At 56.3% G+C, this 24,144-nt stretch carries 28 protein-coding genes and 2 pseudogenes; 20 read left to right on the plus strand and 10 right to left on the minus strand.

Annotated features, from left to right (window positions below):
* Positions 1-9: 9 nt before the first annotated feature.
* From N6V40_RS17170 to N6V40_RS00480, 3 genes and pseudogenes are all read left to right on the plus strand, one after another.
* Positions 10-117 (plus strand): annotated as a pseudogene (locus tag N6V40_RS17170) (MogA/MoaB family molybdenum cofactor biosynthesis protein); the annotation flags it as partial.
* A 77-nt stretch (positions 118-194) separates the two neighbouring features.
* Positions 195-323 carry a molybdopterin-binding domain-containing protein gene (locus N6V40_RS17175; RefSeq protein ID WP_315973818.1) on the plus strand — a complete coding sequence of 43 codons (129 nt, stop codon included), beginning with the start codon at positions 195-197 and terminating at the stop codon, positions 321-323.
* A 147-nt stretch (positions 324-470) separates the two neighbouring features.
* A complete protein-coding gene (locus N6V40_RS00480; protein WP_131090453.1) occupies positions 471-680 on the plus strand; it encodes a DUF1653 domain-containing protein in 210 nt (69 codons plus the stop codon).
* A gap of 1 nt (position 681) precedes the next feature.
* Here the strand turns inward: N6V40_RS00480 and N6V40_RS00485 are convergent, their stop codons facing one another.
* Complete coding sequence (locus N6V40_RS00485) at positions 682-1,113, minus strand: MarR family winged helix-turn-helix transcriptional regulator (RefSeq protein ID WP_131090454.1); 432 nt, start codon at positions 1,111-1,113, stop codon at positions 682-684.
* Between the two features lie 197 nt (positions 1,114-1,310).
* Here N6V40_RS00485 and N6V40_RS00490 point away from each other — a divergent pair, with 197 nt between their 5' ends.
* Positions 1,311-2,288 carry a hypothetical protein gene (locus N6V40_RS00490; RefSeq protein WP_262198514.1) on the plus strand — a complete coding sequence of 326 codons (978 nt, stop codon included), beginning with the start codon at positions 1,311-1,313 and terminating at the stop codon, positions 2,286-2,288.
* A 60-nt stretch (positions 2,289-2,348) separates the two neighbouring features.
* On the opposite strand, the gene N6V40_RS00495 is transcribed toward N6V40_RS00490, so the two are convergent.
* Positions 2,349-2,987: an alpha/beta hydrolase gene (locus N6V40_RS00495; RefSeq protein WP_262198515.1), complete on the minus strand. Its 639-nt coding sequence runs from the start codon at positions 2,985-2,987 to the stop codon at positions 2,349-2,351.
* 215 nt (positions 2,988-3,202) lie between these two features.
* Here N6V40_RS00495 and N6V40_RS00500 point away from each other — a divergent pair, with 215 nt between their 5' ends.
* The gene (locus N6V40_RS00500; RefSeq protein WP_262198516.1) at positions 3,203-4,141 is read left to right on the plus strand and encodes an esterase/lipase family protein; all 939 of its coding nucleotides are present in this window, start codon (positions 3,203-3,205) and stop codon (positions 4,139-4,141) included.
* Here N6V40_RS00500 and N6V40_RS00505 read toward each other — a convergent pair whose 3' ends face one another.
* The 4 genes from N6V40_RS00505 to N6V40_RS00520 all read right to left on the minus strand — a co-directional run bounded on the left by N6V40_RS00505 (position 4,142) and on the right by N6V40_RS00520 (position 7,560).
* Positions 4,142-4,927 carry an IclR family transcriptional regulator domain-containing protein gene (locus N6V40_RS00505; RefSeq protein WP_131090457.1) on the minus strand — a complete coding sequence of 262 codons (786 nt, stop codon included), beginning with the start codon at positions 4,925-4,927 and terminating at the stop codon, positions 4,142-4,144.
* Between the two features lie 75 nt (positions 4,928-5,002).
* Positions 5,003-5,659: a 3-oxoacid CoA-transferase subunit B gene (locus N6V40_RS00510; RefSeq protein ID WP_131090458.1), complete on the minus strand. Its 657-nt coding sequence runs from the start codon at positions 5,657-5,659 to the stop codon at positions 5,003-5,005.
* On the minus strand, positions 5,656-6,330 hold the full coding sequence (locus N6V40_RS00515) for a 3-oxoacid CoA-transferase subunit A (protein ID WP_131090459.1): 675 nt from the start codon (positions 6,328-6,330) through the stop codon (positions 5,656-5,658). Before N6V40_RS00515 ends, N6V40_RS00510 begins: the two co-directional genes overlap by 4 nt.
* Positions 6,331-6,348: 18 nt before the next feature.
* Positions 6,349-7,560, minus strand: coding sequence for a thiolase family protein (locus N6V40_RS00520; RefSeq protein WP_131090460.1), 1,212 nt, complete (start codon positions 7,558-7,560; stop codon positions 6,349-6,351).
* A gap of 209 nt (positions 7,561-7,769) precedes the next feature.
* Between N6V40_RS00520 and N6V40_RS00525 the strand changes: the two genes are divergently transcribed.
* The 8 genes from N6V40_RS00525 to pcaC all read left to right on the plus strand — a co-directional run bounded on the left by N6V40_RS00525 (position 7,770) and on the right by pcaC (position 15,133).
* Positions 7,770-8,963, plus strand: a complete 1,194-nt coding sequence (locus tag N6V40_RS00525) for an MFS transporter (protein WP_262198518.1) — start codon at positions 7,770-7,772, stop codon at positions 8,961-8,963.
* Positions 8,964-8,972: 9 nt separating this feature from the next.
* Positions 8,973-9,722 carry an IclR family transcriptional regulator gene (locus tag N6V40_RS00530; protein ID WP_131090462.1) on the plus strand — a complete coding sequence of 250 codons (750 nt, stop codon included), beginning with the start codon at positions 8,973-8,975 and terminating at the stop codon, positions 9,720-9,722.
* 128 nt (positions 9,723-9,850) lie between these two features.
* The gene (locus N6V40_RS00535; protein ID WP_131090463.1) at positions 9,851-11,047 is read left to right on the plus strand and encodes a 4-hydroxybenzoate 3-monooxygenase; all 1,197 of its coding nucleotides are present in this window, start codon (positions 9,851-9,853) and stop codon (positions 11,045-11,047) included.
* Between the two features lie 36 nt (positions 11,048-11,083).
* A complete protein-coding gene (pcaH, locus tag N6V40_RS00540) occupies positions 11,084-11,890 on the plus strand; it encodes a protocatechuate 3,4-dioxygenase subunit beta (protein WP_131090464.1) in 807 nt (268 codons plus the stop codon).
* The gene (pcaG, locus tag N6V40_RS00545; RefSeq protein WP_131090465.1) at positions 11,890-12,468 is read left to right on the plus strand and encodes a protocatechuate 3,4-dioxygenase subunit alpha; all 579 of its coding nucleotides are present in this window, start codon (positions 11,890-11,892) and stop codon (positions 12,466-12,468) included. The genes pcaH and pcaG overlap by 1 nt, the downstream gene beginning before the upstream one ends.
* 63 nt (positions 12,469-12,531) lie before the next feature.
* Positions 12,532-13,938, plus strand: coding sequence for a lyase family protein (locus N6V40_RS00550; protein WP_131090466.1), 1,407 nt, complete (start codon positions 12,532-12,534; stop codon positions 13,936-13,938).
* Positions 13,920-14,717 (plus strand): alpha/beta fold hydrolase, encoded by a 798-nt coding sequence (locus N6V40_RS00555; protein ID WP_131090467.1) that lies wholly within the window; start codon positions 13,920-13,922, stop codon positions 14,715-14,717. The genes N6V40_RS00550 and N6V40_RS00555 overlap by 19 nt, the downstream gene beginning before the upstream one ends.
* A gap of 17 nt (positions 14,718-14,734) precedes the next feature.
* The gene (pcaC, locus tag N6V40_RS00560; protein ID WP_131090468.1) at positions 14,735-15,133 is read left to right on the plus strand and encodes a 4-carboxymuconolactone decarboxylase; all 399 of its coding nucleotides are present in this window, start codon (positions 14,735-14,737) and stop codon (positions 15,131-15,133) included.
* A 58-nt stretch (positions 15,134-15,191) separates the two neighbouring features.
* Here the strand turns inward: pcaC and N6V40_RS00565 are convergent, their stop codons facing one another.
* A complete protein-coding gene (locus tag N6V40_RS00565) occupies positions 15,192-15,638 on the minus strand; it encodes an acyl-CoA thioesterase (RefSeq protein ID WP_131090469.1) in 447 nt (148 codons plus the stop codon).
* 339 nt (positions 15,639-15,977) lie between these two features.
* Here N6V40_RS00565 and N6V40_RS00570 point away from each other — a divergent pair, with 339 nt between their 5' ends.
* On the plus strand, positions 15,978-17,825 hold the full coding sequence (locus N6V40_RS00570; protein ID WP_131090470.1) for a calcineurin-like phosphoesterase C-terminal domain-containing protein: 1,848 nt from the start codon (positions 15,978-15,980) through the stop codon (positions 17,823-17,825).
* A gap of 998 nt (positions 17,826-18,823) precedes the next feature.
* Here N6V40_RS00570 and N6V40_RS00575 read toward each other — a convergent pair.
* Both N6V40_RS00575 and N6V40_RS17545 read right to left on the minus strand, forming a co-directional pair.
* Positions 18,824-19,924 carry a HigA family addiction module antitoxin gene (locus N6V40_RS00575; RefSeq protein ID WP_262198523.1) on the minus strand — a complete coding sequence of 367 codons (1,101 nt, stop codon included), beginning with the start codon at positions 19,922-19,924 and terminating at the stop codon, positions 18,824-18,826.
* 11 nt (positions 19,925-19,935) lie between these two features.
* A complete protein-coding gene (locus N6V40_RS17545; RefSeq protein WP_131090473.1) occupies positions 19,936-20,238 on the minus strand; it encodes a type II toxin-antitoxin system RelE/ParE family toxin in 303 nt (100 codons plus the stop codon).
* A 210-nt stretch (positions 20,239-20,448) separates the two neighbouring features.
* On the opposite strand from N6V40_RS17545, the gene N6V40_RS17180 reads away from it, so the two are divergent.
* Both N6V40_RS17180 and N6V40_RS00580 read left to right on the plus strand, forming a co-directional pair.
* The gene (locus N6V40_RS17180; protein WP_315973735.1) at positions 20,449-20,670 is read left to right on the plus strand and encodes a hypothetical protein; all 222 of its coding nucleotides are present in this window, start codon (positions 20,449-20,451) and stop codon (positions 20,668-20,670) included.
* On the plus strand, positions 20,667-21,419 hold the full coding sequence (locus N6V40_RS00580; RefSeq protein WP_315973736.1) for a D-2-hydroxyacid dehydrogenase family protein: 753 nt from the start codon (positions 20,667-20,669) through the stop codon (positions 21,417-21,419). Before N6V40_RS17180 ends, N6V40_RS00580 begins: the two co-directional genes overlap by 4 nt.
* Here N6V40_RS00580 and N6V40_RS00585 read toward each other — a convergent pair.
* Positions 21,388-22,101 (minus strand): phosphatase PAP2 family protein, encoded by a 714-nt coding sequence (locus tag N6V40_RS00585; protein WP_165477391.1) that lies wholly within the window; start codon positions 22,099-22,101, stop codon positions 21,388-21,390. The genes N6V40_RS00580 and N6V40_RS00585 overlap by 32 nt on opposite strands.
* A gap of 64 nt (positions 22,102-22,165) precedes the next feature.
* Between N6V40_RS00585 and N6V40_RS00590 the strand changes: the two are divergent.
* From N6V40_RS00590 to N6V40_RS00605, 4 genes and pseudogenes are all read left to right on the plus strand, one after another.
* Positions 22,166-22,623, plus strand: a pseudogene (locus N6V40_RS00590) (23S rRNA (pseudouridine(1915)-N(3))-methyltransferase RlmH).
* Between the two features lie 82 nt (positions 22,624-22,705).
* Complete coding sequence (locus N6V40_RS00595; RefSeq protein ID WP_131090476.1) at positions 22,706-23,158, plus strand: hypothetical protein; 453 nt, start codon at positions 22,706-22,708, stop codon at positions 23,156-23,158.
* A complete protein-coding gene (locus tag N6V40_RS00600) occupies positions 23,142-23,444 on the plus strand; it encodes a transcriptional regulator (protein ID WP_131090477.1) in 303 nt (100 codons plus the stop codon). Before N6V40_RS00595 ends, N6V40_RS00600 begins: the two co-directional genes overlap by 17 nt.
* A gap of 48 nt (positions 23,445-23,492) precedes the next feature.
* Complete coding sequence (locus tag N6V40_RS00605) at positions 23,493-24,062, plus strand: nitroreductase family protein (protein ID WP_131090478.1); 570 nt, start codon at positions 23,493-23,495, stop codon at positions 24,060-24,062.
* Positions 24,063-24,144 lie beyond the last annotated feature (82 nt).

Raw genomic sequence — 24,144 nt, forward strand, 5'->3', positions numbered from 1 at the left:
GGAACTGCCGTGGATAAAACCGGCCCGCTGATCCGCCGGTGGCTGCGTGAGCGCGAGTTCCAAGTGGTAGACCCCTTGGTCGTAGCCGATGGGCAACCGGTGCACGATGCCGTTCAAGAACAGCTCGCCGCCGGCACCTCGGTAGTGATCGTTACCGGTGGCACCGGGGTCTCCCCGATGATCGGTCCCCCGAGATGGTCGAACCACTTTTGGATGTGCGACTTCCGGGGATTATTGAGGCCATCCGACGTCGTGGTGAGGCTTCAACTCCGCTGTCGATTATCACTCGTGGGGTGGCCGGCTTTGCCGGCAAGACTTTGTGATCACCCTGCCCGGTTCCACCGGCGGGGTCAAAGACGGATTGGCCGTGCTGGATACCGTCCTGGAACATTTGCTCACTCAGCGCAGTGGCGGCACCGGCCACGGACCGCGCTAAAAACACTACTTACTTTGATCAGAAAGACTGAAATATGAGCGTCGAAGCTGGAATCTACCAACACTTTAAAGGACAACGCTACGAGGTGCTGGCCGTGGGCAAACACAGCGAAACCGAGGAACCACTGGTCTTCTACCGCAAGCTCTACGATGACTACAGCTTCTGGGCCCGTCCGCTGGAAATGTTCGAAGAGACCGTGGACCGCGACGGCTACAGTGGGCCACGGTTTGTGAAGGTTGCTTAGACTACTGTGAATCTGCCTCGTTGTAGCGCTCAAGCGCTGCGGCGAAGTCGCTAATTTGTTCCGCGCTCCAGCCTTCCAACCGCTCAATGACCGCGGCTCGATGTACGGCAGCCGAAGCATCTAGTCGTTCTTGACCTAATTTGGTGAGCTCCAGAATGCGGCCTCGTCCGGCTTCTGAATCGTCGTAAGCCGCGTAGCCCAAATCGAGCAGCGTACCGACTTGGCGCGAGACCGTTGAACGATTCAGTGAGAACGCTTCGGCGATATCGGTGGCCCGAGACCCCGGCGTATCGGCGATGAACCGTAACAACGAATGCTCCACCGTGCTCAAGGGCTCAGCAAGTTGCCGTGAGCGTGAGTTTGCTCGTCGAGTGATCATCTGCATGTGATGGTAGACGGACTCGATGTCTGTTTCCCGTTCTTTCCTGCCCATAACCCCGAGTCTAGTACGTGGCGGAGAACTCAAGATTTTATGTTGCACAATGCAACACAAGCGGTATCCTTAAAACATATGACTGCCACCGACACCACCGCCCCCAGTACCCCCGCTGCCAAGCATTCCGACTCCACGCCGCACAAACTTACGCCCCTAAGCCTGCACCGAAGGGATGGGGAAAGCTGGCGCGAACCATGCTGATTCCGTTCTTCTTGTGCGCCATCATGGGTTTGTTCTACCTCGGAGCTTTCCATCAGCCCACCCCGCACAATGTGCAGGTGGCAGTGGTTGGAGATTCTGCAGCCACCAAGGTTTTTGCGCAGACTTTGCAAGATGAATCGGATGGAGCACTGAATGTGCGCACCGTCCAGGACAACCAGTCCGCACAGCAGTTGGTGGAGAATCGTGAAATCGTAGCCGCTTACGAATCAACCAAGGATTCGGCCACGCTTTACGTTTCGAGCGCCGCTTCAGAAACGTCGGTGAACGTCGCACAAAAAGTCTTCATGAACGTGGCCTATAAGCAGGGGCAGCCATTCCACGTTGCCGATGTGGTTCCTACCGGAGAAAACGACACTAGTGGACAGGGTCTATTCTTCTTACTCGTCGCACTGAGCATTGGTGGTTACGCCAGCGCCGTGCCACTGGCCGGGTTCATGGGCAAGGTCAAACTATCAGTTCGCTTTGCTTTGGCAGCACTAGCAGCAGCAGTTATCTCGACCATCGCCGTGGTTGTTTCCGGTCCGATCTACCACGTTATCAATAATCACTACGCCGCCATTTGGCTAACATCGTGGGTCTACGCCGTCTCGATCATCATGCTCGGCATGGGATTACACCCAATGCTTCGCCACTGGACCACACCGATCTTGACCATGTGCTTTGTGGCCTTGAACTTCACCAGCTCCGGTGGCATCTTCCAGCCAGCCATGCAGCCAGGATTCTTCGGCGCACTGAACACCTTCTGGAATGGCGCCGGGTGGCTACATGCCGTTCAGACCATGGTCTACTTCCCAGGACAAGGAATCGGCATGGATATCCTGCGCTTGATCATTTGGCTAATTCCCGGCGCAGCCTTGATGGTCGCGACTCACATCTGGAGCGCGCATAAGACGCGTCTAGCTAACGAGAACGCAAAGATTGAAGAAGTAGAACGGACCGTGGCCGCCTAGTTCGCCTACTAATTCCGAGTCGCCACTAGCCTCACCGAAAGGTGAGCTAGTGGCGATTTTTTATTCTGCAGCGTCCAGTTGGCTGGCCACGTGCGAGCGAACATCCAACAGTTCGTCCGCATTAATTCCATGGGCTAGACCCGGATAGATACGTTCGGTCAATATGGAATATTGAGGCAAGAATTCACTGGTCCGCTGGATAGCTACCGGGGCAATGACTTGATCCTGCTGGCCTCGGCCCCAGAAAACGGCCGGACGCTGCCTAGCAAGGGACGCGTCTCCGGGTTGGGTAGCGCCGAGTACAAAACCACCAAGGATTGTTGTAGCCACCACGCGTTCAGGGCGGGTTCGCAATAGCTGACTTGCCATCAACCCGCCCTGCGAGAATCCGATGGGGATGATCTTGATTTCAGGGGCAAGATTTTCCTCAACCCATGCCCAGATCAGCTCGGTCGCAGCTTCGACCGGCGCCGCATCAGGAACCCCAGGGGTAACGATCTCGAACCACGCAGCCCCGCCATACCCCAATTCCAGAGGCGCACGCAGCGAAGCCCACGGCAGAGACAGCCCAAGTGGTTCCGCGAGGGTGCTCAGATCATGCTCATTAGAGCCGAACCCGTGCAAAAAGAGCAGCACCGCACCCGATTCAGGGCTCTCGCTCCATTGCGTGGAGCGTACGTCATTTAGCTGTTGAGCCATGCTCGCGGTACCTCATCTGATCTTTGAAAAGTCTTCCAAAAACAGCATAACGTATTTAGTTGAAGCTACAACTACTTTTTTAAAGGTAGATCCACTACTGAATCAAACGAGCTTGTCAGCGCACACGAGTCCACTCTTATCCCGCGTCGACATGCAACGTCATCAACCAAGTAAGCGACCACTAACCCTAGACAATCGGTAAAAGTATTGTGATCATGGTCACATGCTACTCGGAAGTAACGGGTGGTATTCCATCACTGCCACCGAAGGACATCATTCAACGACGCATTCTCTCCGGCCTGGCTGCGCTATGCTTTGCCGCGGCTACACTCGCAGCACCAGCCATCGCACCAAGTTCAGGAAATACCGCTCAAGCTCAGAGCACCAGCACCGCTTCACTGAATGTCAGCCCCATCGGGGCCAACAACTGGAGCTGCGTGCCAAGCGCAAAACATCCCACCCCAGTGGTTCTAGTTCACGGAACTTTTGAAACCATGGCCGACAACTGGCTCACCCTTTCACCAACCCTCAAACGCCAGGGGTACTGCGTTTACGCCTTGAACTATGGGCTTGAAGGTGGGCTATCGGGCACCGGTGATATCCGCGAATCCGCAGCACAGCTCAGTGATTTTGTGGATCGGGTGCGTGCGGCCGCCGGAACCCAGAAAGTAGATATCGTGGGGCACAGCCAAGGCGGAATGATGCCTCGCTGGTACATGGGCGGAGCCAAGTACGTCAACGACCTTGTTGCCGTTTCACCTTCAAACCATGGCACCCAAGGAGTCATCGCGCCGTCGAGCACCGGTATGAAGCTGATCGGTGTTGTTGGAGCTGTCGCCTGCGACGCGTGTATTGATCAGGTGGCCGGAAGTGAGTTCTTGACCGAGCTCAACTCCATCGGTGACACCGTCAATGGTCCGGACTACACGGTGATCACCACCAAGTACGACGAAATTGTCACGCCGTACGGTTCGCAGTTCCTCGACGGTCCAGATCAGAAGGTCACCAATGTTCTCATACAAGAAAAGTGTCCATTAGATCTCTCCGGTCACCTGACGATCAACCATGACCCGGTAATGCATCGATTGGTGCTCAACGCACTGAGCACCGATGGGCCAGCCAATCCGGCCTACCGACCGTCGTGCACCATCTAACTATCGGCTAGTGGCTAAGGCTTCGCGCACCTGCTGGGCAGCCTGAAGTAATCGAGGCAAGATCGCTTGGGCTGCTGCTTGAGCGCTCTGCTCGCTGGCCGGATGCACGCTCATAGACACGTTCATCGCCGCCGCCACGGTGGAGTCTGCATTGAAGATTGGTACCGCTACCGAGCGCAATCCAATCTCCAGTTCCTGATCAACTACCGCGTAGCCCTGCGTACGGATCTTTTCTAGTTCCTTGCGCAGGGCTGCCGGCGTTTTCAGGCCCATGCCAGTGCGAGATTCAAAGCCCTGCGCCAAAACTTCTTCGCGAAGCTCATCGGGTCCAAAGGCCAACAGCACTCGACCCATGGAGGTGTTGACCGCAGGGAATCGGGTACCGACAGAAATGCCAACACGCATAATCGAGCGGGTGTGCACGCGGGCAACATAAACAATGTCGGTGCCATCAAGTACCGAGGCAGAGGCTGATTCATGCACTTGCGCGGAGAGATCTTCAAGCACTGGTTCGATCAGCTGCGGCAGGGTGGCGCTGGACAGATAGGCATAACCCAGCTGCAGAACCTTGGAGGTCAGTTCAAAATGCTTGCCGTCTGAACGCACAAAGCCCAGCTCTTGCAAGGTGAGCAAAAAGCGTCGGGCGGTAGCCCGTGAAAGTTCGGTGCGTGCGGCGACCTCGGAGAGAGTCATCGACATATGCTCCGCGTCAAAGCAGCTGATGACGGCCAAACCGCGGGCCAGGGACTGGACCGACGTTGAAGGTGTTGCCTGCTCGCTCACCATACTCCTTGCATGCGTAAAAACTCTGATGGGGTGCCCTCCACCAGATGGAAGGCACCCCACTAATCTACTGTGTCTCTAGGCCCAGGTCAGCTCAACTGGGACCTTGGCCTGCAATTCATCGAAGCTGATGCCGTGAGTCGAGCGCACAAAGACCTTGCCATCGCGCAGTTCGAAGATCGCAACCTCGGTGTAGATCCGCGAAACACAACCCAGCCCGGTGACCGGGTAGCTCAGGGTTTCCACCAGCTTTGATTCACCTGCCTTGGTGAACAGGCTCATCATCACCCACGTCGCTTTGGCTCCGATGGCCAGGTCCATGGCGCCGCCAACTGCGGGAATCGCGCCTTCGGCGCCGGTGTGCCAGTTGGCCAAGTCGCCAGCCTGCGAGATCTGGAAGGCGCCAAGTACACAAACATCCAGGTGCCCTCCACGCATCATCGCGAAAGAGTCAGCATGGTGGAAGTAGGCTGCACCAGCTAGTTCGGTGACCGGGATCTTGCCGGCATTGATCAAATCCTCATCAATGTCTTCACCGGTGGCTTCTGGGCCCATGCCGAGCATGCCATTTTCGGTGTGCAGGGTGACGCCCTGCTGCACCGTAAGGAAGTTGGAAACGTTGGTCGGTTGGCCAATACCCAAATTCACAAAGGCTCCGGCAGGAATGTCGCGGGCTACCAGCTGCGCCATTTCATCGCGGGTCAACTTTGCTTCGGTGGTGCGCACATTCGTCATTCTTTTTCTCCTCCAAGAGCTACCACGGTGTCAACATAGATCCCCGGGGTGATCACGTGCTCCGGATCGATGCTTCCAATCTCCACCACTTCATCAACCTGCACAATCGCGGCCTTGGCCGCGGTGGCCATAATCGGCCCAAAGTTTCGCGCGGTTTTGCGGTACACCAGATTGCCGAAGGTGTCGGACTTCAGCGCCTTGATCAGGGCGAAGTCGGCATGGATGGGCGTTTCTAAGACATAACCTTTGCCGTCGATAATCCGACTTTCCTTGCCTTCAGCGAGCAACGTGCCATAGCCGGTAGGGGTGAAGAAGCCGCCGATGCCGGCTCCCGCGGCGCGAATGCGTTCGGCCAAATTGCCCTGCGGAACAAGTTCCAGTTCAATCTCCCCGGCGCGGTAAGCCTGGTCAAAATGCCACGAGTCGGACTGGCGAGGGAAGGAGCAGATGATCTTTTTGACGCGGCGTTCCTTGATCAACAGGGCCAGACCAGCATCGGCTTGGCCGGCATTATTGTTGACCACCGTCAGATCGGTGGCGCCACAATCCATGAGCGCATCAATGAGCTCCATGGGCTGTCCGGCATTGCCGAATCCGCCAATCAAGATGGTGGAGCCGTCACTGATTTCTGCGACGGCGTCCGCCGCGGTGCTGGCAATACGTGGTGCCATGATGATTTCCTCTCGAAGCTATTTGGTGGCGTTGACGTTTTCGATGACCACGGCAAGACCTTGGCCTACGCCGATGCAGATGGCAGCCAGTCCATAACGTTCGCCGGATTCCTGCAGGCGTCGGGCCAGTGTGCCCAGGATCCGCAGTCCCGAAGCGCCCAGTGGGTGACCGATAGCGATAGCCCCTCCCCAAGCGTTGAGAATTGTAGGGTCGATATCCCAGGCACGGATGCAAGCAAGGGACTGTGCGGCGAAGGCTTCGTTCAGTTCCACCGCTGCAATATCAGACCACTTCAGGCCTGCTTTATTCAGCGCCTTGTTGGCCGCTTCCACCGGGGCAAAGCCGAAGAATTGCGGCTCCAAAGCGGTAGCGCCATTGGAGACGATGCGCGCGATGGGATCTTGGCCCAACAACGCACCACCCTTTTCGGAACCGATAAAGGCCGCCGAAGCGCCATCGTTCATCGGTGAGGCGTTGCCTGCGGTGACCGTGGCGTTCTCTCCGGTACGAAATACCGTGCGAAGCTGCGAAAGGCTCTGGGCGGTGGAGTCAGCGCGGATGGTTTCATCGCGGGTTACTTCGGTGCCACGCTTATTGGCTGGCGGTACGGAAACAACTAGATTGTCATACTTTCCGGCGTCCCAAGCGGCCGCAGCCTGCTGGTGCGAAAGAGCGGAAAATTCATCCTGATCTTCACGCGAAATGTTGTGCTTTTCGCGCAGCTGTTCGGTGGCCTCACCGAGTGAGACGGTCCATTCGCCCGGCATGGCTGGGTTAACCAGACGCCAGCCAAGGGTGGTGTTGACCAGCTCTAAGTTGTTCATCGGGAAGGGACGCTCGGTTTTTGGCAGTACCCACGGGGCACGGCTCATCGACTCAACTCCGCCAACCAAGATAAGGTCCGCGTCCGAGGTGGCGACTTGACGTGAAGCGGCAATCGAGGCATCCAACGAGGAACCACACAAGCGGTTCATGGTGGTGCCGGGCAGTGAGGTTGGCAGACCGGCGAGCAACGTTGCCATGCGGGCTACGTTTCGGTTTTCTTCGCCGGCTCCGTTGGCATTACCAAAGATGGATTCATCGATGGTGTTCACATCAAGCTTTGGCGAACGTGCAACAAGTTCGCGCACCACATGCGCGGCCAGATCATCCGGGCGGTGGCTAGATAGCGCGCCACCAATCTTGCCAAAAGGGGTGCGAATTGCGTCGTACAGGTAGGCCTGCTGCATAGTCTCACTGCTCCATTGCTGAAAGATGTTCACTGTGTGAACTTAAGTTCGTAAGATGAACTTTACTAGCCGCCCAGAATCTAATCAAGAGAACCTTTTGATTTGTTCACTTCTTGAACATTGGTGCGCTCTACGAAAGTGGTGCTACGATCACATCGCCGTGACACGCATCACTGGCTATGCCAACAGAGACCTCAAAGGGGCGACTCATGTCTTCACCACAAGGTGACACGCAAAAACTCAAACTCGGCGGCTGGATCGCCGCACTCTGCTTCTTCATCGTGGTCTTCGAGGGCTACGACATTGTTGCCCTGGGCGCCACCATTCCAGTGTTGACCGACCCAAATGTCGGCGGGTTCAGCGTGAGCCAAATGAACTGGGTCAACACCTTCTCACTGATTGGCGTCGGTGTCGGAGCCGCAACAATGGGACGGCTGGCCGACCGCTTTGGACGACGTCGCCCACTGCTGATTGCAGTCCTCGTCTTTTCGATCTTCACCTTGCTCTTCCCGTTCCTGCCTAGCGCCTTCTTGATGGGCACCTTCCGCTTTATTGCAGGCCTAGGACTTGGTGGTTGCATGCCTGTGGCCTTGGCGTTGATGCAGGAAAATGCCCCGGTAGGGCGGCGCGCACTGGCCAATAATCTGCCGATGGTTGGCTACCACCTGGGTGCAGTGCTGGCATCGCTGGCAGGCAAGGCCGCCGGGGTGCACTGGTCGGTACTGTATTTCCTCGGCGGCGGACTGGGCCTGGCCCTGCTGGCGCTGCTGTGGTTCAAGCTTCCCGAAAGCGAAGTGATCGCCAGTAGTGAGCGCACCTCAATTTCCGATGTACTCAAACCGAAATACCTGCGCACCTCAATCGGCCTTTGGATTGCCGCATTTATGGGTCTGGTATTGGTCTACGGTCTCAACGCTTGGCTTCCTAAGATCATGGGAGCTGCTGGTTACCCGGTGGCCGATTCGCTGACCATGCTCTTTGTATTGAATTTGGGCGCCATCGCAGGGCTGTTTATTAGCGCCTACGCAGCTGATAGCAAGGGCATCAAACTTGTCTCGCTGATCTGGTTTGCCGCCTCGGCAGCACTGTTGCTTCTGTTGGCAGTACCTTTTGGAAGCCAAGTTCTTTTGACCGCAGTCCTCTTTGTCACCGGCGTTTTTGTTTTCTCCGCCCAGTGCCTGATGTATGCCTACGCAGGGCACGTATACCCGCGCAACCTGGTGGCCACAGGCATTGGACTAGCCTCGGGCATCGGCCGTTTTGGCGCCATCATTGGCCCATACATCACCGGCCTGATGGTGGCTGCTGGCACCGCATACCCGGGAGCATTTTTCCTTTACGGTGGCGCCGCACTGCTCGCCGTGTTGGTCATTGCTCAAATTCCAAAGCCACAGCGTAGTTAGAGTTGTTCCATGGCCAATTCTCCTAGTGGGGATTCAATGTTGGACCGCTTGGTGCGGATCTTGGATTCCTTTGACGCGAACAACCAATCGCTCAGCGTGAGCGTTTTGGCGCGCCGGGCAGATATCCCCCAAGCGAGCATGTATCGACTGCTGGACTCAATGGTGGCCCATGATCTGCTCAGCCGCGATGCGTCCGGGCAGGTTCGCTTGGGCTTGCGATTATGGGAGCTGGCCAACCGTAGCGCCACCACTCAAGACCTGCGTACGGCGGCTCTTCCCTTCATGGAAGACATCAACCAGCTTCTTGGGCAGAACACTCAACTCTCGGTGTTGCACCAGGACGAAGTGCTGATCATTGAGCGTCTTTCGCGGCCCGGCTCGGTAGTTAATCAGGCCAACGTGGCCGGCCGCATGCCGGTTCAACGCACTTCCATGGGAATGGCTCTTCTCGCGTTCTCCCGCCCGGAAATCATCGGTGATTATCTGTCCCGTCACGATGCCGTCATGACCGCTTCCCATCCAGATTTCCGGGCGAAGATGGCTGAGATTCGCCGTACCGGCTATGCCTCATTTGATGGCTTCATCGATCCGGAAACTACCGGCGTTGCCGCGCCAATTCTTGATGATGCTGGCTACCAAGTCGCGGTCATTTCCGTGGTGCTCCCCCGCCAGACTCGTGCGGTGCAATCGGCCGGGCTGGCACTACGCACGGCGGCGCGAGGAATTTCTAGAGCACTGCAGCTAGGTGGAACCGCCTAGGACGAGGACTGGGTCAGTTGAAGTACCTGATGCACTTTTCTCATTCAATGAGAAGCGAACTGAATTCACACCTGTGACGCAAGCATCATTGTGCAAGACCCATTTCCCGGCACTGACAGGTAGGAACCATGGCAAAGGCGCCACGCATCCTGAAGACCAAGGTTGGCATCATCGGCGGCGGTCCCGCCGGGCTGATGCTCTCGCACCTGCTGGCTACCTCGGGCATCGAGAACGTCGTGGTGGAAATGCGCGATCACGAGACGATCCGCAACACCCACCGTGCTGGCATCCTCGAAGCCCAAGCAGTCACCATGCTCACCGAGTCCGGGGTCAATGGTCGAGTACTCACCGAAGGTGACGAGCACGCAGGAATCGACCTACGCTTCAACGGCGAATCCCATCCCCTAGACTTCCGTGACCTAGTTGATGCCACCGTGACCTTGTACGCGCAGAACGAGGTGTTCGTGGATTTGGCCGCAGCTCGTAAGCGCGATCGAGGAGATGTGCGGTACTCGTGCGAAGTCACCGAGATCCTGGACATGGAGACCTCCACCCCGAAGTTCCGCTTCACCGATGCGCAAGGTGAGCTCTTCGAGGTGCACGCCGATGTAATCGTTGGGGCCGACGGCTCCCGCTCTTTCGCCCGACGCCAGATGCCACAAAAGCTCGCCAAGGATTTTAAAGTCTCCTACCCCTTCGCTTGGTTTGGAATCCTCACCGAGGCCCCAAAGTCCGCAGCGGAACTGATCTACGCAAACTCGCCGCACGGCTTTGCGCTGATCTCCCAGCGCAGCGAAACTGTACAGCGCATGTACTTCCAATGTGATCCCAACGAGGACGTCAACGCGTGGAGCGATGACCGCATCTGGGCCGAGCTGCAAAAGCGCGTGGACGGACCGGATAACTTCCAGCTACAAACCGGACCCATCTTTGATAAGACCGTTTTAGGCTTCCGCTCCTTTGTCCGCGAACCACTCTCGCATGGACGGATGTTCCTGATCGGCGATGCCGGACACACCGTCCCACCCACCGGGGCCAAGGGCCTGAACTTGGCCTTCGCCGACGTCAAAGTACTCTTCGAAGCGCTGGATTCATTCTTCTCCACCGGCAGCGACAAGCTGTTGGACGGGTACTCGAACTTGGCACTCAAACGAGTCTGGAAAGCACAGAACTTCTCCTACTGGATGACTTCCATGCTGCACACCCCGGTGGGCGGCGACCCGTTCATGGCCAAGCGTGCCCTCGGTGAATTGGAAACCGTCACCTCCTCACGCTTCGGCCAGCAGTATCTCGCCGAGTCCTACACCGGCTGGCCCCACGCATAACACCGCACCCACACAAATTTTCAGAAAGGAGCCACCATGAGCGCCAACAGCAAGACACTGGATCCAGCAGCCACCACGGCCACGCAGGAAGAGATCAGCGCCGAAATCTCCAGCACGCATGAGGACTACCGCCAGCAACTGCTGGCCGGCAAAAAGGCAGAAACCCAGCCCCGAGTGGACTTTGCCTCCTACCGCTCCTCACTATTGCGTCACCCCACCAAAAATCTGCACCACGCAGATCCGGAAACCATCGAACTGTACTCCCCGGCCTTCGGCCAGCGTGACGTCCACGCCCTGGAATCAGACTTAACCATCCAACACAACGGTGAACCGATCGGCGAGCGCATCGTGGTTTCTGGCCGAGTACTTGATGGCGACGGCCGCCCGGTGGTCGGTCAGCTGGTGGAAATCTGGCAGGCCAACGCCGCCGGTCGTTATGTGCACAAGCGCGATCAGCATCCAGCTCCGATTGATCCGAACTTCACCGGGGTCGGCCGCGCCATCTCAGGAGCCAACGGCGAGTACTCCTTCACCACCATCAAGCCGGCACCGTACCCGTGGAAGAACCACCACAACGCGTGGCGTCCGGCGCATATCCACTTCTCGCTGTTCGGTACCGACTTCACCCAGCGGATGATTACCCAGATGTACTTCCCGGGTGATCCGCTGTTTGCACTGGATCCGATCTATCAGTCGATCACTGATCAAGACGCACGCGACCGGCTGGTCGCTACCTATGATCATTCGGTCACCAGCCACGAATGGGCCACCGGCTACAACTGGGACATCGTACTGACCGGGTCCAACCGCACCTGGATGGAAGAAGAAGAGGCGGATCACTAATGTCGCAAGCTCCAGAATTGAAGCTCACCCCCACTCCAGGACAGACCATCGGCCCGTTCTACGGTTACGCGCTGCCCTATGAGAAGGACAATGAGCTGGTCAACCAGGCGCACCCCAACTCGGTGCGACTACACGGCGTGGTCTATGACGGCAAGGGAGAGGTCATTCCCGACGCGCTGCTAGAAATTTGGCAGGCCGATGAGCAGGGCCAGGTGGTCTCGCGCGAAGGCTCGCTGGTTCGTGATGGTTACACCTTCACCGGTTGGGGCCGAGTAGCGGTAGATAACGTCGGTGGCTACAACTTCACCACGCTGAACCCGGGCGCCACCGAAGAGGGCAAGGCACCGTTCATCATGCTTACGGTCTTCGCCCGCGGTTTACTCAACCGGCTATTCACTCGGATCTACCTGCCCGAGGATACCGAGGCGCTGGCCAATGATGCACTGCTGGCTTCGTTACCTGAGGCAGAGCGCAAGACGTTGATTGCTACCCGCGAAGAGGATGGATCACTGCGCTTTGATGTTCGTTTGCAGGGTGAGGATGAAACCGTGTTCCTTTCCTACCCGCGCGAAAGCTAGGCGTCTAGGACTACAGTTCTAGAGCGAGAGACAAACTAAAACAGTGAAGAATCGAGGGACTTGATGGATGGCGCAGACTACGGCGTGCTAGCTCCAACCTGGGCCGGTACCGCGGCAGCTTCGCTGTCCAACGACGTGGCTTTTATCCAAGCCATGCTTGATGTTGAGGCTGCTTGGGTGCAAGTTCAGTCCGATGCCGGCTTGTGCAGTACCGACGATTCGCGGGCGGTTAACACGGTGGCTGGCATTCAGCGCTATGACCTCACGGTCTTAGCTTCAAAAACTCCCGATGGTGCCAATGCGCTGATCCCACTATTGGGCATGATGCGAGAACAGCTCGCTGTTGATGGTGCACCCAAGTCCGCGAGCACCGCATTACACCGCGGGGCCACCAGCCAAGACATTATCGACACCGCACTGATGCTGGTCCTGTCCAAAACTATCGGCCAGACCCTGAGCGACTTGCGCAGTACTGCCGACGGACTAGTAGGCCTCGCCCGGGCCCACCGAGAAACGGTGTGCATTGCCCGGTCTCTGACCCAGCATGCACTGCCAACAACTTTCGGTTGGAAAGCAGCCAGCTGGCTCTCGGCCGTGCTGGATGCCGAGAAGCAGCTTGATGATGCTTCGCAGCAGCTACGACTGCAGTGGGGCGGCGCGGTAGGGACCCTAGCTTCCTTGGAACAATTCCTTGAAGTCCATGGCGATGCCTCGGTGAGCACCGGGCAGCTTAGTTCTCAGCTCGCAGACCGTTTAGGGCTGAAGGATCCCGGCGCACCATGGCACACCAACCGCATGCCCATCCTTCAGATCGGCTCTGCTCTGGGTGCGACCATCGCGGCACTGGGTACCTTTGGCGCCGATGTACTCACCTCTTCGCGCCCGGAAATCGGCGAGCTATCCGAACCACGTGAAGCAGGCAAGGGTGGTTCCTCGGCCATGCCGCAGAAACAAAACCCGGTGCGTTCGGTGTTGCTGCGCAATGCTGCTTTCAGCTCCCCTGGATTACTCTCAACGCTTTTCACCGCTGCTGGTACCGCGGTGGATGAACGCCCTGACGGTGGTTGGCATGCTGAATGGAGCGCGCTACGCGAACTGACCCGGCTGGCCGCGGGAGCAGCATTCCATGCATCATTCCTGGCCAATGGCTTGAGCGTGAATCTTCCAGCCATCAATCGCAACCTCGCGCTGGGTGGAGATGCGGTGCTGTCCGAACGCTTGGCTACCGTGTTGTCTCAAATGGTTGACGGAGGCAAGCCTGCCATCCAGGACTTGGTGCGTCGCAGCCTGCGTGAAGAACGGCCTTTGCACGAACTTTTGCGTTCAGAAATTCCCGCGGAAGACTTCAGCGATACCAAGTTGAACGAACTTTTTGATCCTGCCGGTTACCTTGGTGCCGCGGATCGTTTCACCGAAACTGTATTAGCCGACTACTCGGCACGGAAGGAACTATGGCAGTCCCAGAACTAACTCCGTCGCTACTTCATACCGATGCTCAGCTACCTACCCTCATTACTGGCCCTTCGCTGGGCACCGCGGCCCTGCCGTTGTGGGGTCCGGCCTTGCCCTATCTTAAAGAACATTTCCAGGTCATCGCGTGGGATCTTCCCGGGCACGGCGTCAGCAAGCCATCAACGCAAGAGTTCACGTTGGCCGAGCTGGCCACCGGCGTCACCACCATGGTTGAAGCGTTACGAACTGATGGGGTTATCGCCGAGAACACCAAACTGTTTTACGCCGGAGTTTCGGTTGGCGGTGCCACCGCGTTGCAGTTAGCCGTGGATCATCCTGGCTTCTTCAATGCTTTGGCCTCGATCTGCTCGGCTGCCAAAATTGGTACGCCTGAAGGCTGGACCGAGCGCGCAGAACTCGTGGCAAAAGCCGGTACCCCGACCATGCTCGCAGGTTCTGCCCAACGCTGGTTCGCGCCCGGGTTCATCGACAAGCAACCAGAAATTTCAGCCAGCCTGCTGCACAGCCTGCAGGACGCGGACCGCTTCGCCTATGCCCACGTTTGTGGCGCCTTGGCCGACTTTGATGTGCGCGAACAGTTGCAGGCCACCACGGATCCGATCCTGGCTATCAACGGCGCACAAGATCAGGTGTGCCCACCGGCCGACGCGCAGTTCATCGCCGAGTCTGCACCTAAGGGCCACTCTGCCATTGTGGAATCCGCAGGCCATTTGGCTCCTGCCGAAGCACCAGAAGAAACAGCAACATTGCTGGCCGATTTTTTCCTCTCCAACTAAGAAAGGACAGGACTACGATGACCGACTCACAGCGCCTGCCCGGCGACACTTACGATGCAGGCATGAGCGTGCGCCGCGAAGTACTCGGTAACGAGCACGTTGACCGCTCCACCAATAATTCGAACGAATTCACCGACGAATTTCAGGAAATGATTACCCGCTATGCGTGGGGAACCATCTGGACGCGCGACGGTTTGCCGCGCACCACCCGTAGCGCCATCACCCTGACCGCAATGATTGCCGGTGGCTACTGGGAGGAACTAGAAATGCATGTGCACGCGGCACTGCGCAATGGAATGACGCCCGAGGAAATCAAGGAAGTCTTCCTTCAGTGCGCCATCTACTGCTCTGTGCCTGCCGCCAATGTTGCCTTCAAGATCGGCAAGAAGGTTCTGGACGAATACGCAGCGCAGTAAGGACTGCTCTTACTGCTCGCATGACGGCCAGCTCGCCAACTTGAGCTAGGAGATTCGTTCAGTTCCGTGTTCGTGCGGCAGCGGCCGGTATTAACGACGCCTCCAGCCAGCTACGTTCCTGATCAGTGAGAACCCGTGAGGACACTCCGTCAGCGGCGAGCGGAACCATAACGGTTGTTGAATCAAAGACCGGCTGGTCGTCCTGATAACCGATTCCTCGCACGGTGAAGGACTTGTTGCCCACCCGACTGATCCCCATGCGGATGACCATTTCAGGCTGGTAATACAGTGGCCGTTTGTAGTCGATCTGAATGGAGGCCACAACCGTTCCAAATTCGAACCGGCCGGTCTTCCCGTCTTCTCGGGTCCAGCGGATGCGGGCCTCTTCCATCAGCGTGACAATGCGGGCGTTGTTTACATGTCCCAATGCATCCTGATCAGACCAGCGCAGTTGCAACACAATTTCCGTTGCGCCCGCCAATTCATTTTTTGCTTGAGTGCTCATGCATTTATTGGATCAGATTTTGGCTCCTGCCTCCTCCGGCGTGACGGAGCGTTAACACCCAGACTCCACGTCTATCTCCCCCGAACTTCGCAGTGGCTAAACGTTTGGCATCTTCACCAGGACGTCAGTTCCCGACGCTAGAATTTCCGAAAATTCGTGTGGCCACTACTGCTTACTCTGGTCATGGAGAGCTAAATACGCCCAAGACAGCGCATAAGTATTAACGGGATCGATTATTCGTCATTACCTGAGCGGGGGCTGTTATTCACCTTAGATTGACAGCGTTGACAAAGGTCGGCCAAGGGGCCGGCAGATTGTCACCACCCCGGAGGAACGTACGTGAAATTTTTCGCTCGACCCGGCAAAACCAATCAAATTACCCCACTACGAGCTACTGCAGGCGCACTCGTTGTCCTCGCAGCATCGGCAGGTCTCACCGCCGCCAATTCAGCACCCGACCCAGAACCGGCAGCTAAAGCAACCGCAGACTGGAAGTCCTCAGCCTACCGAGGTTCAGTTCAGGTAGTCCGCGCAGAAGACGAAAAGTCAGCAGCCAAAGATAAGAGTCTCGAAGGCGTCGTTTTCGAGGACAGCAACAAGAACTCCAAACAGGACGCCAACGAGCCAGGCCTGCCCAAAGTCACCGTGTCCAACGGTCGCGACGTTGTCACCACCGACGGTCAGGGTCGCTACGAACTGCCGGCTTTTGAAAACATGACAGCCTTCGTCACCCAGCCTCGTGGCTTCCAGGTTCCTGTCGATGAAAATAACGTCGCACAGTTCTCCTACATTCACTTGCCAGAAGGCTCCCCCAAGCTGAAGTACGGTGGCATCGCTCCCACCGGCGGACTGCCAGAGGCCGTGAACTTCCCACTGACCCGCAGCACCGCAACTCAATCACCTGAGCAGAGCTGCGCCATTGGCGCCGACGTGCAGACCTACAACCAGAAGGAAGTTGAGTACGCTCGCAAGGGCGCCTTTGCTGACCTTGCTGCCCGTACCGACTACACCGGCTGTGGCGTGCTGTTCATCGGTGACCTCGTTGGCAACGATCTTTCCCTGTTCGCCCAGACCCGCGAGCTGACTTCCATGCTCAACGGCCCGGCCCGTTTCCTTCCAGGCAACCACGACATCGACTTTGATTCCGTGGACGGCGTGCACGAGTTTGATACCTACCGCGCTCAGTTCGGCCCTGAGTACTACTCCTATGACACCGGCAAGACCCACGTGGTTGCGCTGAACACCATCGAGTACCCAACCAAACTTCCCGCTAAGCGAAGCGACTACACCTACCAGCTAGGTGAGCAGCAACTTGAATGGTTGCGCGCAGACATCGCAAAGGTGCCAAAGAATAAGGCCATCGTCCTGGCCGGTCACAGCCCATTGTTGGAATTCTTCTTCAATGATGAGCACACCACCAAGGAGGTCAAGGAAATCTACAAGATCCTCAAGGGTCGCGAAGTGGTCTCCTTGGGTGGTCACACCCACATGTCGGAAAACCTTCGCGAAGGGGATTTGATGAAGGGTTGGATTGATGAAGTCGGTCAAGATGGCTTGCCATTTACCCACCTCACCGTTCCTGCTGTTGCCGGCCAATGGTACGGCGGACGAGTCACCGAAACCGGTTACCCGACTTCCCTACAGCAGGATGGTACCCCGCCAGGCGTATTGACCCTGGACATCAAGAACACCAAGATCACCGAGCGCTTCACCCCTACTGGTGGCGATGACAGCAACCAGATGGCCGTAGGCCTGAACACTCCTGCGTACCGTGACTGGTACGAGGAGAATGTGGACAAGAAGTACGGCACAATACCGGCTTTGAAGAACCCACTGACGGTCAGCCGTGCTGGTTTGGCTAATGACACTTGGCTGACCACCAACGTCTGGATGGGCAGCACCGGTTCCACGGTGAAGGTTTCCATCGATGGCGAAGACCCGGTCAAGTCGACTCGTACTCAATCGCTCACCGGCGAAACCGCGCTCACTGGAGCCAAGTATTCTGACCCAGTGGCTATCGCCGAGCAGTTTGTCCACGGTGGTGGACTGCCTGAGAAGACCAGCCACCTGTGGCGTCTTGAACTACCCGATGATCTGAAAACCGGATCACACACCGCTCAGGTAACGGCCACCGACGTTCATGGTCGTTCCTTCACCGACAAGCTCGAATTCGAAGTCACCGACTAGTTTTCAGTTTGTGAATGGTGGCTTGCGCTATGGGCGCCAGCCACCATTTTTATGCGCAAGAGCAACATGAGGGCTGCGCCCTACTTATTATTTCTGTGCAAGCCTTGTTCAAGTCCTCCTATGCCGGGCGGATGATGCACATTGGATAAAGTATCGGCTATGGCTCTTACCCTGGATTCCATTTTTCGCAGTGCGGAGATTGACCCCGCTCAAATTCAAGTTATCCGGCACGCCTTCGTCGGGAAACGCGAAGACTCTGAAATGCAGGGTATTCATGCGGATTCTACTGATCAAGAGATCCTAGAGTACACTGCGCAACAGTCTGCGAACCCTCGAATTTTTCCCGCTATACCTCCCTCCATCTGGGTGGTATTCGTCAAGGAGGGCGGAGACCGAGCAAGGTTTTGGGCTGTAGTTCGAAATCATGGCGAAGTTTCGAACGATGGTTCCTCTCGACGGTTCAATCTAGAAGTGACCGACGATCTTTCCGATCTTACGAATAGGCTTGTCATCGGATGGCGTTCTCCGCGTACTTGGCGCCTCAACGGTCCAACAGCAAGCCATTATCCTGTCGTAGAGATCGCCGATTCTCGGCCTATACCTTTTCCGGGCTTTGACAGCCTTGTGCTTGATTACCCGCAGCTTCAAGCAATCATGCGCGAACATCGGTATTCATCGTGGAGAACAGCCCTCTCATCGGTGATTGGAATTTATCTCATCACTGATACTAGGGATGGCCGACACTACGTGGGTAAGGCAGATGGCGTGGACAACATTCGTCAACGATGGAGTGCCTATGCGGCTAATGGACATGGTGGCAACGTAGAGCTCCGTGGCCTCGACCCAGACTTTTTCGTTTTTCATTGCTCCGAGTATTTGATCCGTCTACACCCACACGAGCCATCGACATGTCGGAGAGTCATTTCAAAGTAGCCCTAGATTCTAGGAAACACGGGCTTAATAGGAACTAGGTGACCTTAAGGCCCGACAGCCACCATTTATTGTGCGCTGAAGGTTCCTTCTAGATTCACGAACAGCGAGTTACCGAGGTTGTAGTCGAGCATTCGGTGTCGGTGCATCTGATGAACCGCGACTCCGGGCGCAATTCCAATTTCCTGTGCCTTCTCAGCTATTTGTCTGTCGTGGGTCAGGCCATGGAACGGTGTCAGGCCTCCTGTGCCAAGAAGAACGTGCTTCGCAAAACCATTGGCCGATTTTTCGGCAGCACTACTTCGTTTTTTCTCGGTGCTGCACTCAAGATGCATCTGGCCGCGCGGGTCATTGAGGATATGAGCGATCTCGTGGAAAAGCGTCCAAATGACAAAGCCGTCTTTACTCCAGCGCCCGGTCTGCTGAATGACCGGCACCCGCTTGTCGATCCAACGAGTTACTCCCAACAGCGGAAACTTTTTGGGCGGCTCAACGACCATAAAAACCACGCCAACTTCTGAGAGCATCCGCGCGATATCGTTCAGCATTTCCGGATTTGGCTGGGCGGCACGCTTTCGAAGTTCAGGAATAACGGCCCGCAATTTGCGCGCTTCATACTTGTAGTTGCGCCCGCGCTCGTAGTCCTGCGTCAGTTCTGCGGCACGCAACCAGGTAGTCAACGAAGTCTGATCGAGCTGAGCCGCAGAATCCTTGAGCGTCGCCAAACCGTATTCACCGATCAGCGACTTCGCATGTTGTTGGTCATAGGCCTTCCACGTCCCACAACGATGAAACGAAAGAAAATCTGAGACAAGTTTGCCCGGATTTTTCATGCTTGCTGTTGTGGCACCGATGCTGCGCAGATAGCTCGCCGCGGTGGGTGCAATTTGCTCGGCAAAGTGTGCCAGATTTTCTTCATCAACGATTCGGGCAAGATCGCTTCGATACATCACTTCGTACTTTAACCACGTCGTCGCCGCGATCCCCACTACACGTTCCAGACGCAGTGCCGTTTCGCTGGTGATGGGAGCATGTCCATTGATGATCTCATTGACCTGCTTGCGGCTACAGCCCAGCAAATCTGCGACTTTCTGCTGCGAGAAGCCCTGATCATCAATCCATTCCTCCAGATATTCACCTGGTGCAACGGCGTAATTGGTGGTGGTCATGTCGACTCCTCTCAGTGGTAGTCGGTTATTTCTAAAACTGTGACTTCGCGGGCATTAGGCTCATTGGGAATTGGTTGGATGATTAGTCTCCAATTTCCGCTGAGCTCTGACGCCCAAGTGCCCGCGCGTTCGCCTTGAAGTGGGTGCCATCTCCCACCTGGATCCCGCTGCACAAGGTTGGCCAGTGTGTCTGAAGCTTCCAATGCTTTGAAGCGCAATCGCAGTTTCTTCTTAAGGTCGGGTCGTCTTTTATGCATCTGGATTTCATCGGTGCATAGTTTCTCAAGCTTGTTCCCTTTGAAACTTACCTTCAATTTTATGTCACCAACTTCGTTACAGCATAGACCTGAGTGTTGTGAATTGAATCCTGACCGCCACAGAAATACGCGCCAGATCTGCTCTCATGAACTCACAGATTTGTGGTGCATTTGAGGCCACGAACACCAGATGTTTATTACAAAGTAGCAAGTTCACTGTGCGGCAGAAACAAGACGGCAAGACCACCTCGCGCATAGGATGAGCTCATGCGCATTGCCATTTTGGATGACTATCAGAACGTCGCTACTGACCTCGCAAATTTTGAGGCACTGACGACCGAGCTCAACGCTGAGCTGACAGTATTTACCGAACACATCTCGCACGATGACGCCGTCGTCTGTGAGGCACTTAAGAACTTTGATGTCATCGTGGCCATGCGTGAGCGCACCCCTTCCCGGCATCAAGGTTTGCACTGCTCCCGCAGTTGAAATTGTTGGTCACCACCGGCCGGCGCAACGGGGCCATCGATCTGGAAGCCGCTGCCGCGCACGGCGTCGTGGTTTCGCATACTGGCTATGTCCCTACCGATGCCGTGGAACATACCTGGGCACTGATCTTGGCCGCAACCCGCCGACTGGACGTGGAGCTGTTTTCTTCAGAATCTCCCCGCGCTGAAGCCACACCATGGCAGACAAGTTTCGGCATGGGGCTGGCGGGAAAAACCCTCGGCGTGTACGGACTGGGCAACTTGGGATCCAAGGTGGCAAAGGTCGGCTTGGCCTTCGGCATGAGGGTTGTTGCCTACAGCCAGAATCTCACCAAAGCCCGGGCCACAGAGGTGGGCGTGGAGTTAGTCTCTGAGGCAGAGCTCTTTGCCACCAGCGACATCGTGACCGTTCATCTCAAGCTCTCCGAACGCAGCACTGGCGTCATCGGGGCAAAACAATTGGCGTGGATGCGTCCGGAATCTATTTTGGTCAATACTTCACGAAGCCGAATTGTGCAGACCGATGCGCTCATTTCGGCTCTTGAAAACGAACTTCTCTATTTGGCAGCGCTCGATGTTTTCGACACCGAGCCTTTGCCAGCCAAGGATCGGTTGTTGAGCACACGCGGTGTGATTGCGACCCCGCATATTGGCTACGTAACTATCGAACAATTCTCAATGTTCTACCGTGACGCAGTTGAAGATATCCGCGCTTGGGCTAACGGTTCACCGATCCGCGTGCTGAGCTAGGCAGATTGCGCCACGGCACAAAGAAGTAATGCAGGATCGCTACAACCGCGGCCCACGCGATTCCAATGAGCAAGCCCACCAGTACATCGGAGACCCAATGGTGTCCGATGTAGATACGTGATGCTCCCATGGCCAGAACAAACAATGTGGCCACGATGCAGATGAGATAGGCATAGCGGCGCAGCCCGTAAATGATTGCTAAGTAGCTAGAGATGCCAATCAGCGCGGCGGCATTAAGAGTATGGCCGCTGGGGAATGAATAGGACAGTGGCGGCGTCGGCCCGTTAGGAATACCTTCCGGGCGATGTACTTGCAGGCTCGCCTTGAGCAAGATGGTCAGCCCGACGGATACCGCTGCGGTCACCGCCACGGAAATAAACGGCCAGAAACTTCGTGTTTTCCAGCTCAGCAGCCCGGTAATGAGCACCATGATGATGCTCATGCCCGGCGTTGATCCCCAGAAATACAAAAAATCAGAGATCGCAAAAAGGACGGGCGACTGATTATCCAATATCCATTGGTAAGTCGGCGCGTCTAGGTCTGTGGCCCACCCGCCGGCGTGCAGGGACACCAGCACACGTCGGGTGAAGTAGAAGATGGCAACGACGATGCCAAAAATCATCCAGAGCACCTGCATGCCGCTGGGTCGCTGGCCTTGCGGAAGTGGTCTGGGTGTTCTCATACCCTCTATCGTATCGGTGCACCCTAACAAAGCATTCAACCGACGAATGCGGAACAATAGAAGCATGACAATCAAGGTGCTGGCAGTTGGCAAGAAACATGAGTCGTGGGTAGACGAAGGAATTTCCCGCTACGAAAAACGACTAAAAAAACCTTTAACCTCACTTGGCAGTTGCTCAACCACTCGTCTCGCGAAAACGATGCGGCGCGCACCGAAGAGTCCGCACGCATCTTGGCAAAAATTGATGACCGCGACTTTGTGGTGCTACTCGACGAGCGCGGCAAGAATGTCGACTCTCCAGCACTGGCAAACACGCTGCGCTCCCCTATCGATTCTTCGCGCAACGTCGTGATCATCATCGGTGGAGCCTACGGAGTGGATCCAACGGTGCACGCCCGCGCCGACTTCACCTGGTCCCTATCCAAGCTGGTTTTCCCTCACCAGCTGGTGCGCCTGATTCTGACCGAGCAACTCTACCGCGCGCAGGACATCTTGGCCGGTGGAAAATACCACCACGTGTAAGTCAACACGTTGACTTTCCAATATGGAAAGATAAGACTTTCCGTAACGGAAAGGGAGTGCCATGCCTTCGTCAAAGGATCAAATGGAACAGGATCGCGCGGTCAAGCTTCTTCAATCGGTCGAGCAAGATTCACAACAGATGGTTAGAGCTTCTGGTAATCCCCGTGGATTACTCACCACCGTCGTCGCGGTCTCGGCTGTCATCTTCACGTTGTTCCAGGCTTTTCCGCCACAAGCCTATTGGTTAGCGATGCTCTATCTTCCGTTGATCCTTTGGTATGTCTTGGCTCAACGCCGTCGGGCCAAACCACGATCGTTGCTCAACAGTCCCACCCTTCTGACAGGCGCTTACGCAGGGTATTTCTTTCTCTGCATCCTGCTGATCAATTGCCTCAGGTTCTGGGAAGCCACACATCTCTCAGAAGTTCTCGCGAAAATTCTTGTCACGTTCATCAGCGGCATGTTTTTGGTGACCAAGATGCAATCGGCCTACAACAAGGCGCGTATCGAGGACGGCAATGACCAAGTCCACTAGCAGCGCTCGGTTTGATGAGCTGATCCACGCGCCGCTTCGTTTACGGATCTGCGCGAGCCTGGCGCCGGTTCAATGGGCGGAATTCACGCACCTCAAACAGATCCTCGGTGTTACAGACTCGGTACTCAGCAAACACCTCAAACAGCTCAGCGATGCAGGTTACGTGCAAGTTGAACGCTTCACCAAGCTGGGCCGCAGCCACATGCGCGTTTCACTAACTACGTCAGGGCGTCGAGCATATGTTGGCCACGTCGCTGCGCTTCAAGAAATTACTGTGGGTAAATGACGCAGTGGTTTTAGGGTGCTTGCACAGCACTGTTAGAGAATAAAAGGCATGACTCAATGCCACGTCCCAGATGAACCTACAATAATTCATCCTGCGCTGGCTGGACGGTACAGTCCGGTTCGATTCAACTCCACCCTCACGCTCACAACTGCAGAGGTCCACGCGCTACTAGATGCAGCTAGGCACGCACCGTCGGCGGGCAACTCGCAGCCATGGAAATTTATCGTTGCACGACGAGGCGATGCGAATCATCAGAGAATCGTGCGGCGTCTAGCTCGAAGCTCATCGCTCTGGGCGCCAGCCGCTTCGCTATTGGTGGTGAATCTTGCTCACACCCTCGTTGAAGGCACAGCGGATTGGGAGTATTCAGAGTTCGCTCACTACGATCTCGGGCAAGCCGTCGCGCATATGACATTTCAGGGTCTAGCTATGGGACTAGCAGCACACCAGTTCAGGGCATTCGACCGAGATGGCATCACTTCTGACTTCGTTATTCCGCACCACTGGGAGGTTACTTCGATAACCGCATTCGGCACTGCCACCCACGCTGCTGGTGAACTAGCCTCTTCGGGAACCAGCCGAGAACGGATGAGCTTGGACGAGATCATCTGGTCATGAACCGGAGCAGGTTTGAACTTCCGTACCAATGCTTAGTGCACTATCCAATGTTATGACTCGGGTCCACCAATGCCTCTGAACG

The sequence above is a fragment of the Glutamicibacter sp. M10 genome (assembly GCF_025452055.1).
In the GTDB taxonomy this organism is placed as follows: Bacteria; Actinomycetota; Actinomycetes; order Actinomycetales; family Micrococcaceae; genus Glutamicibacter.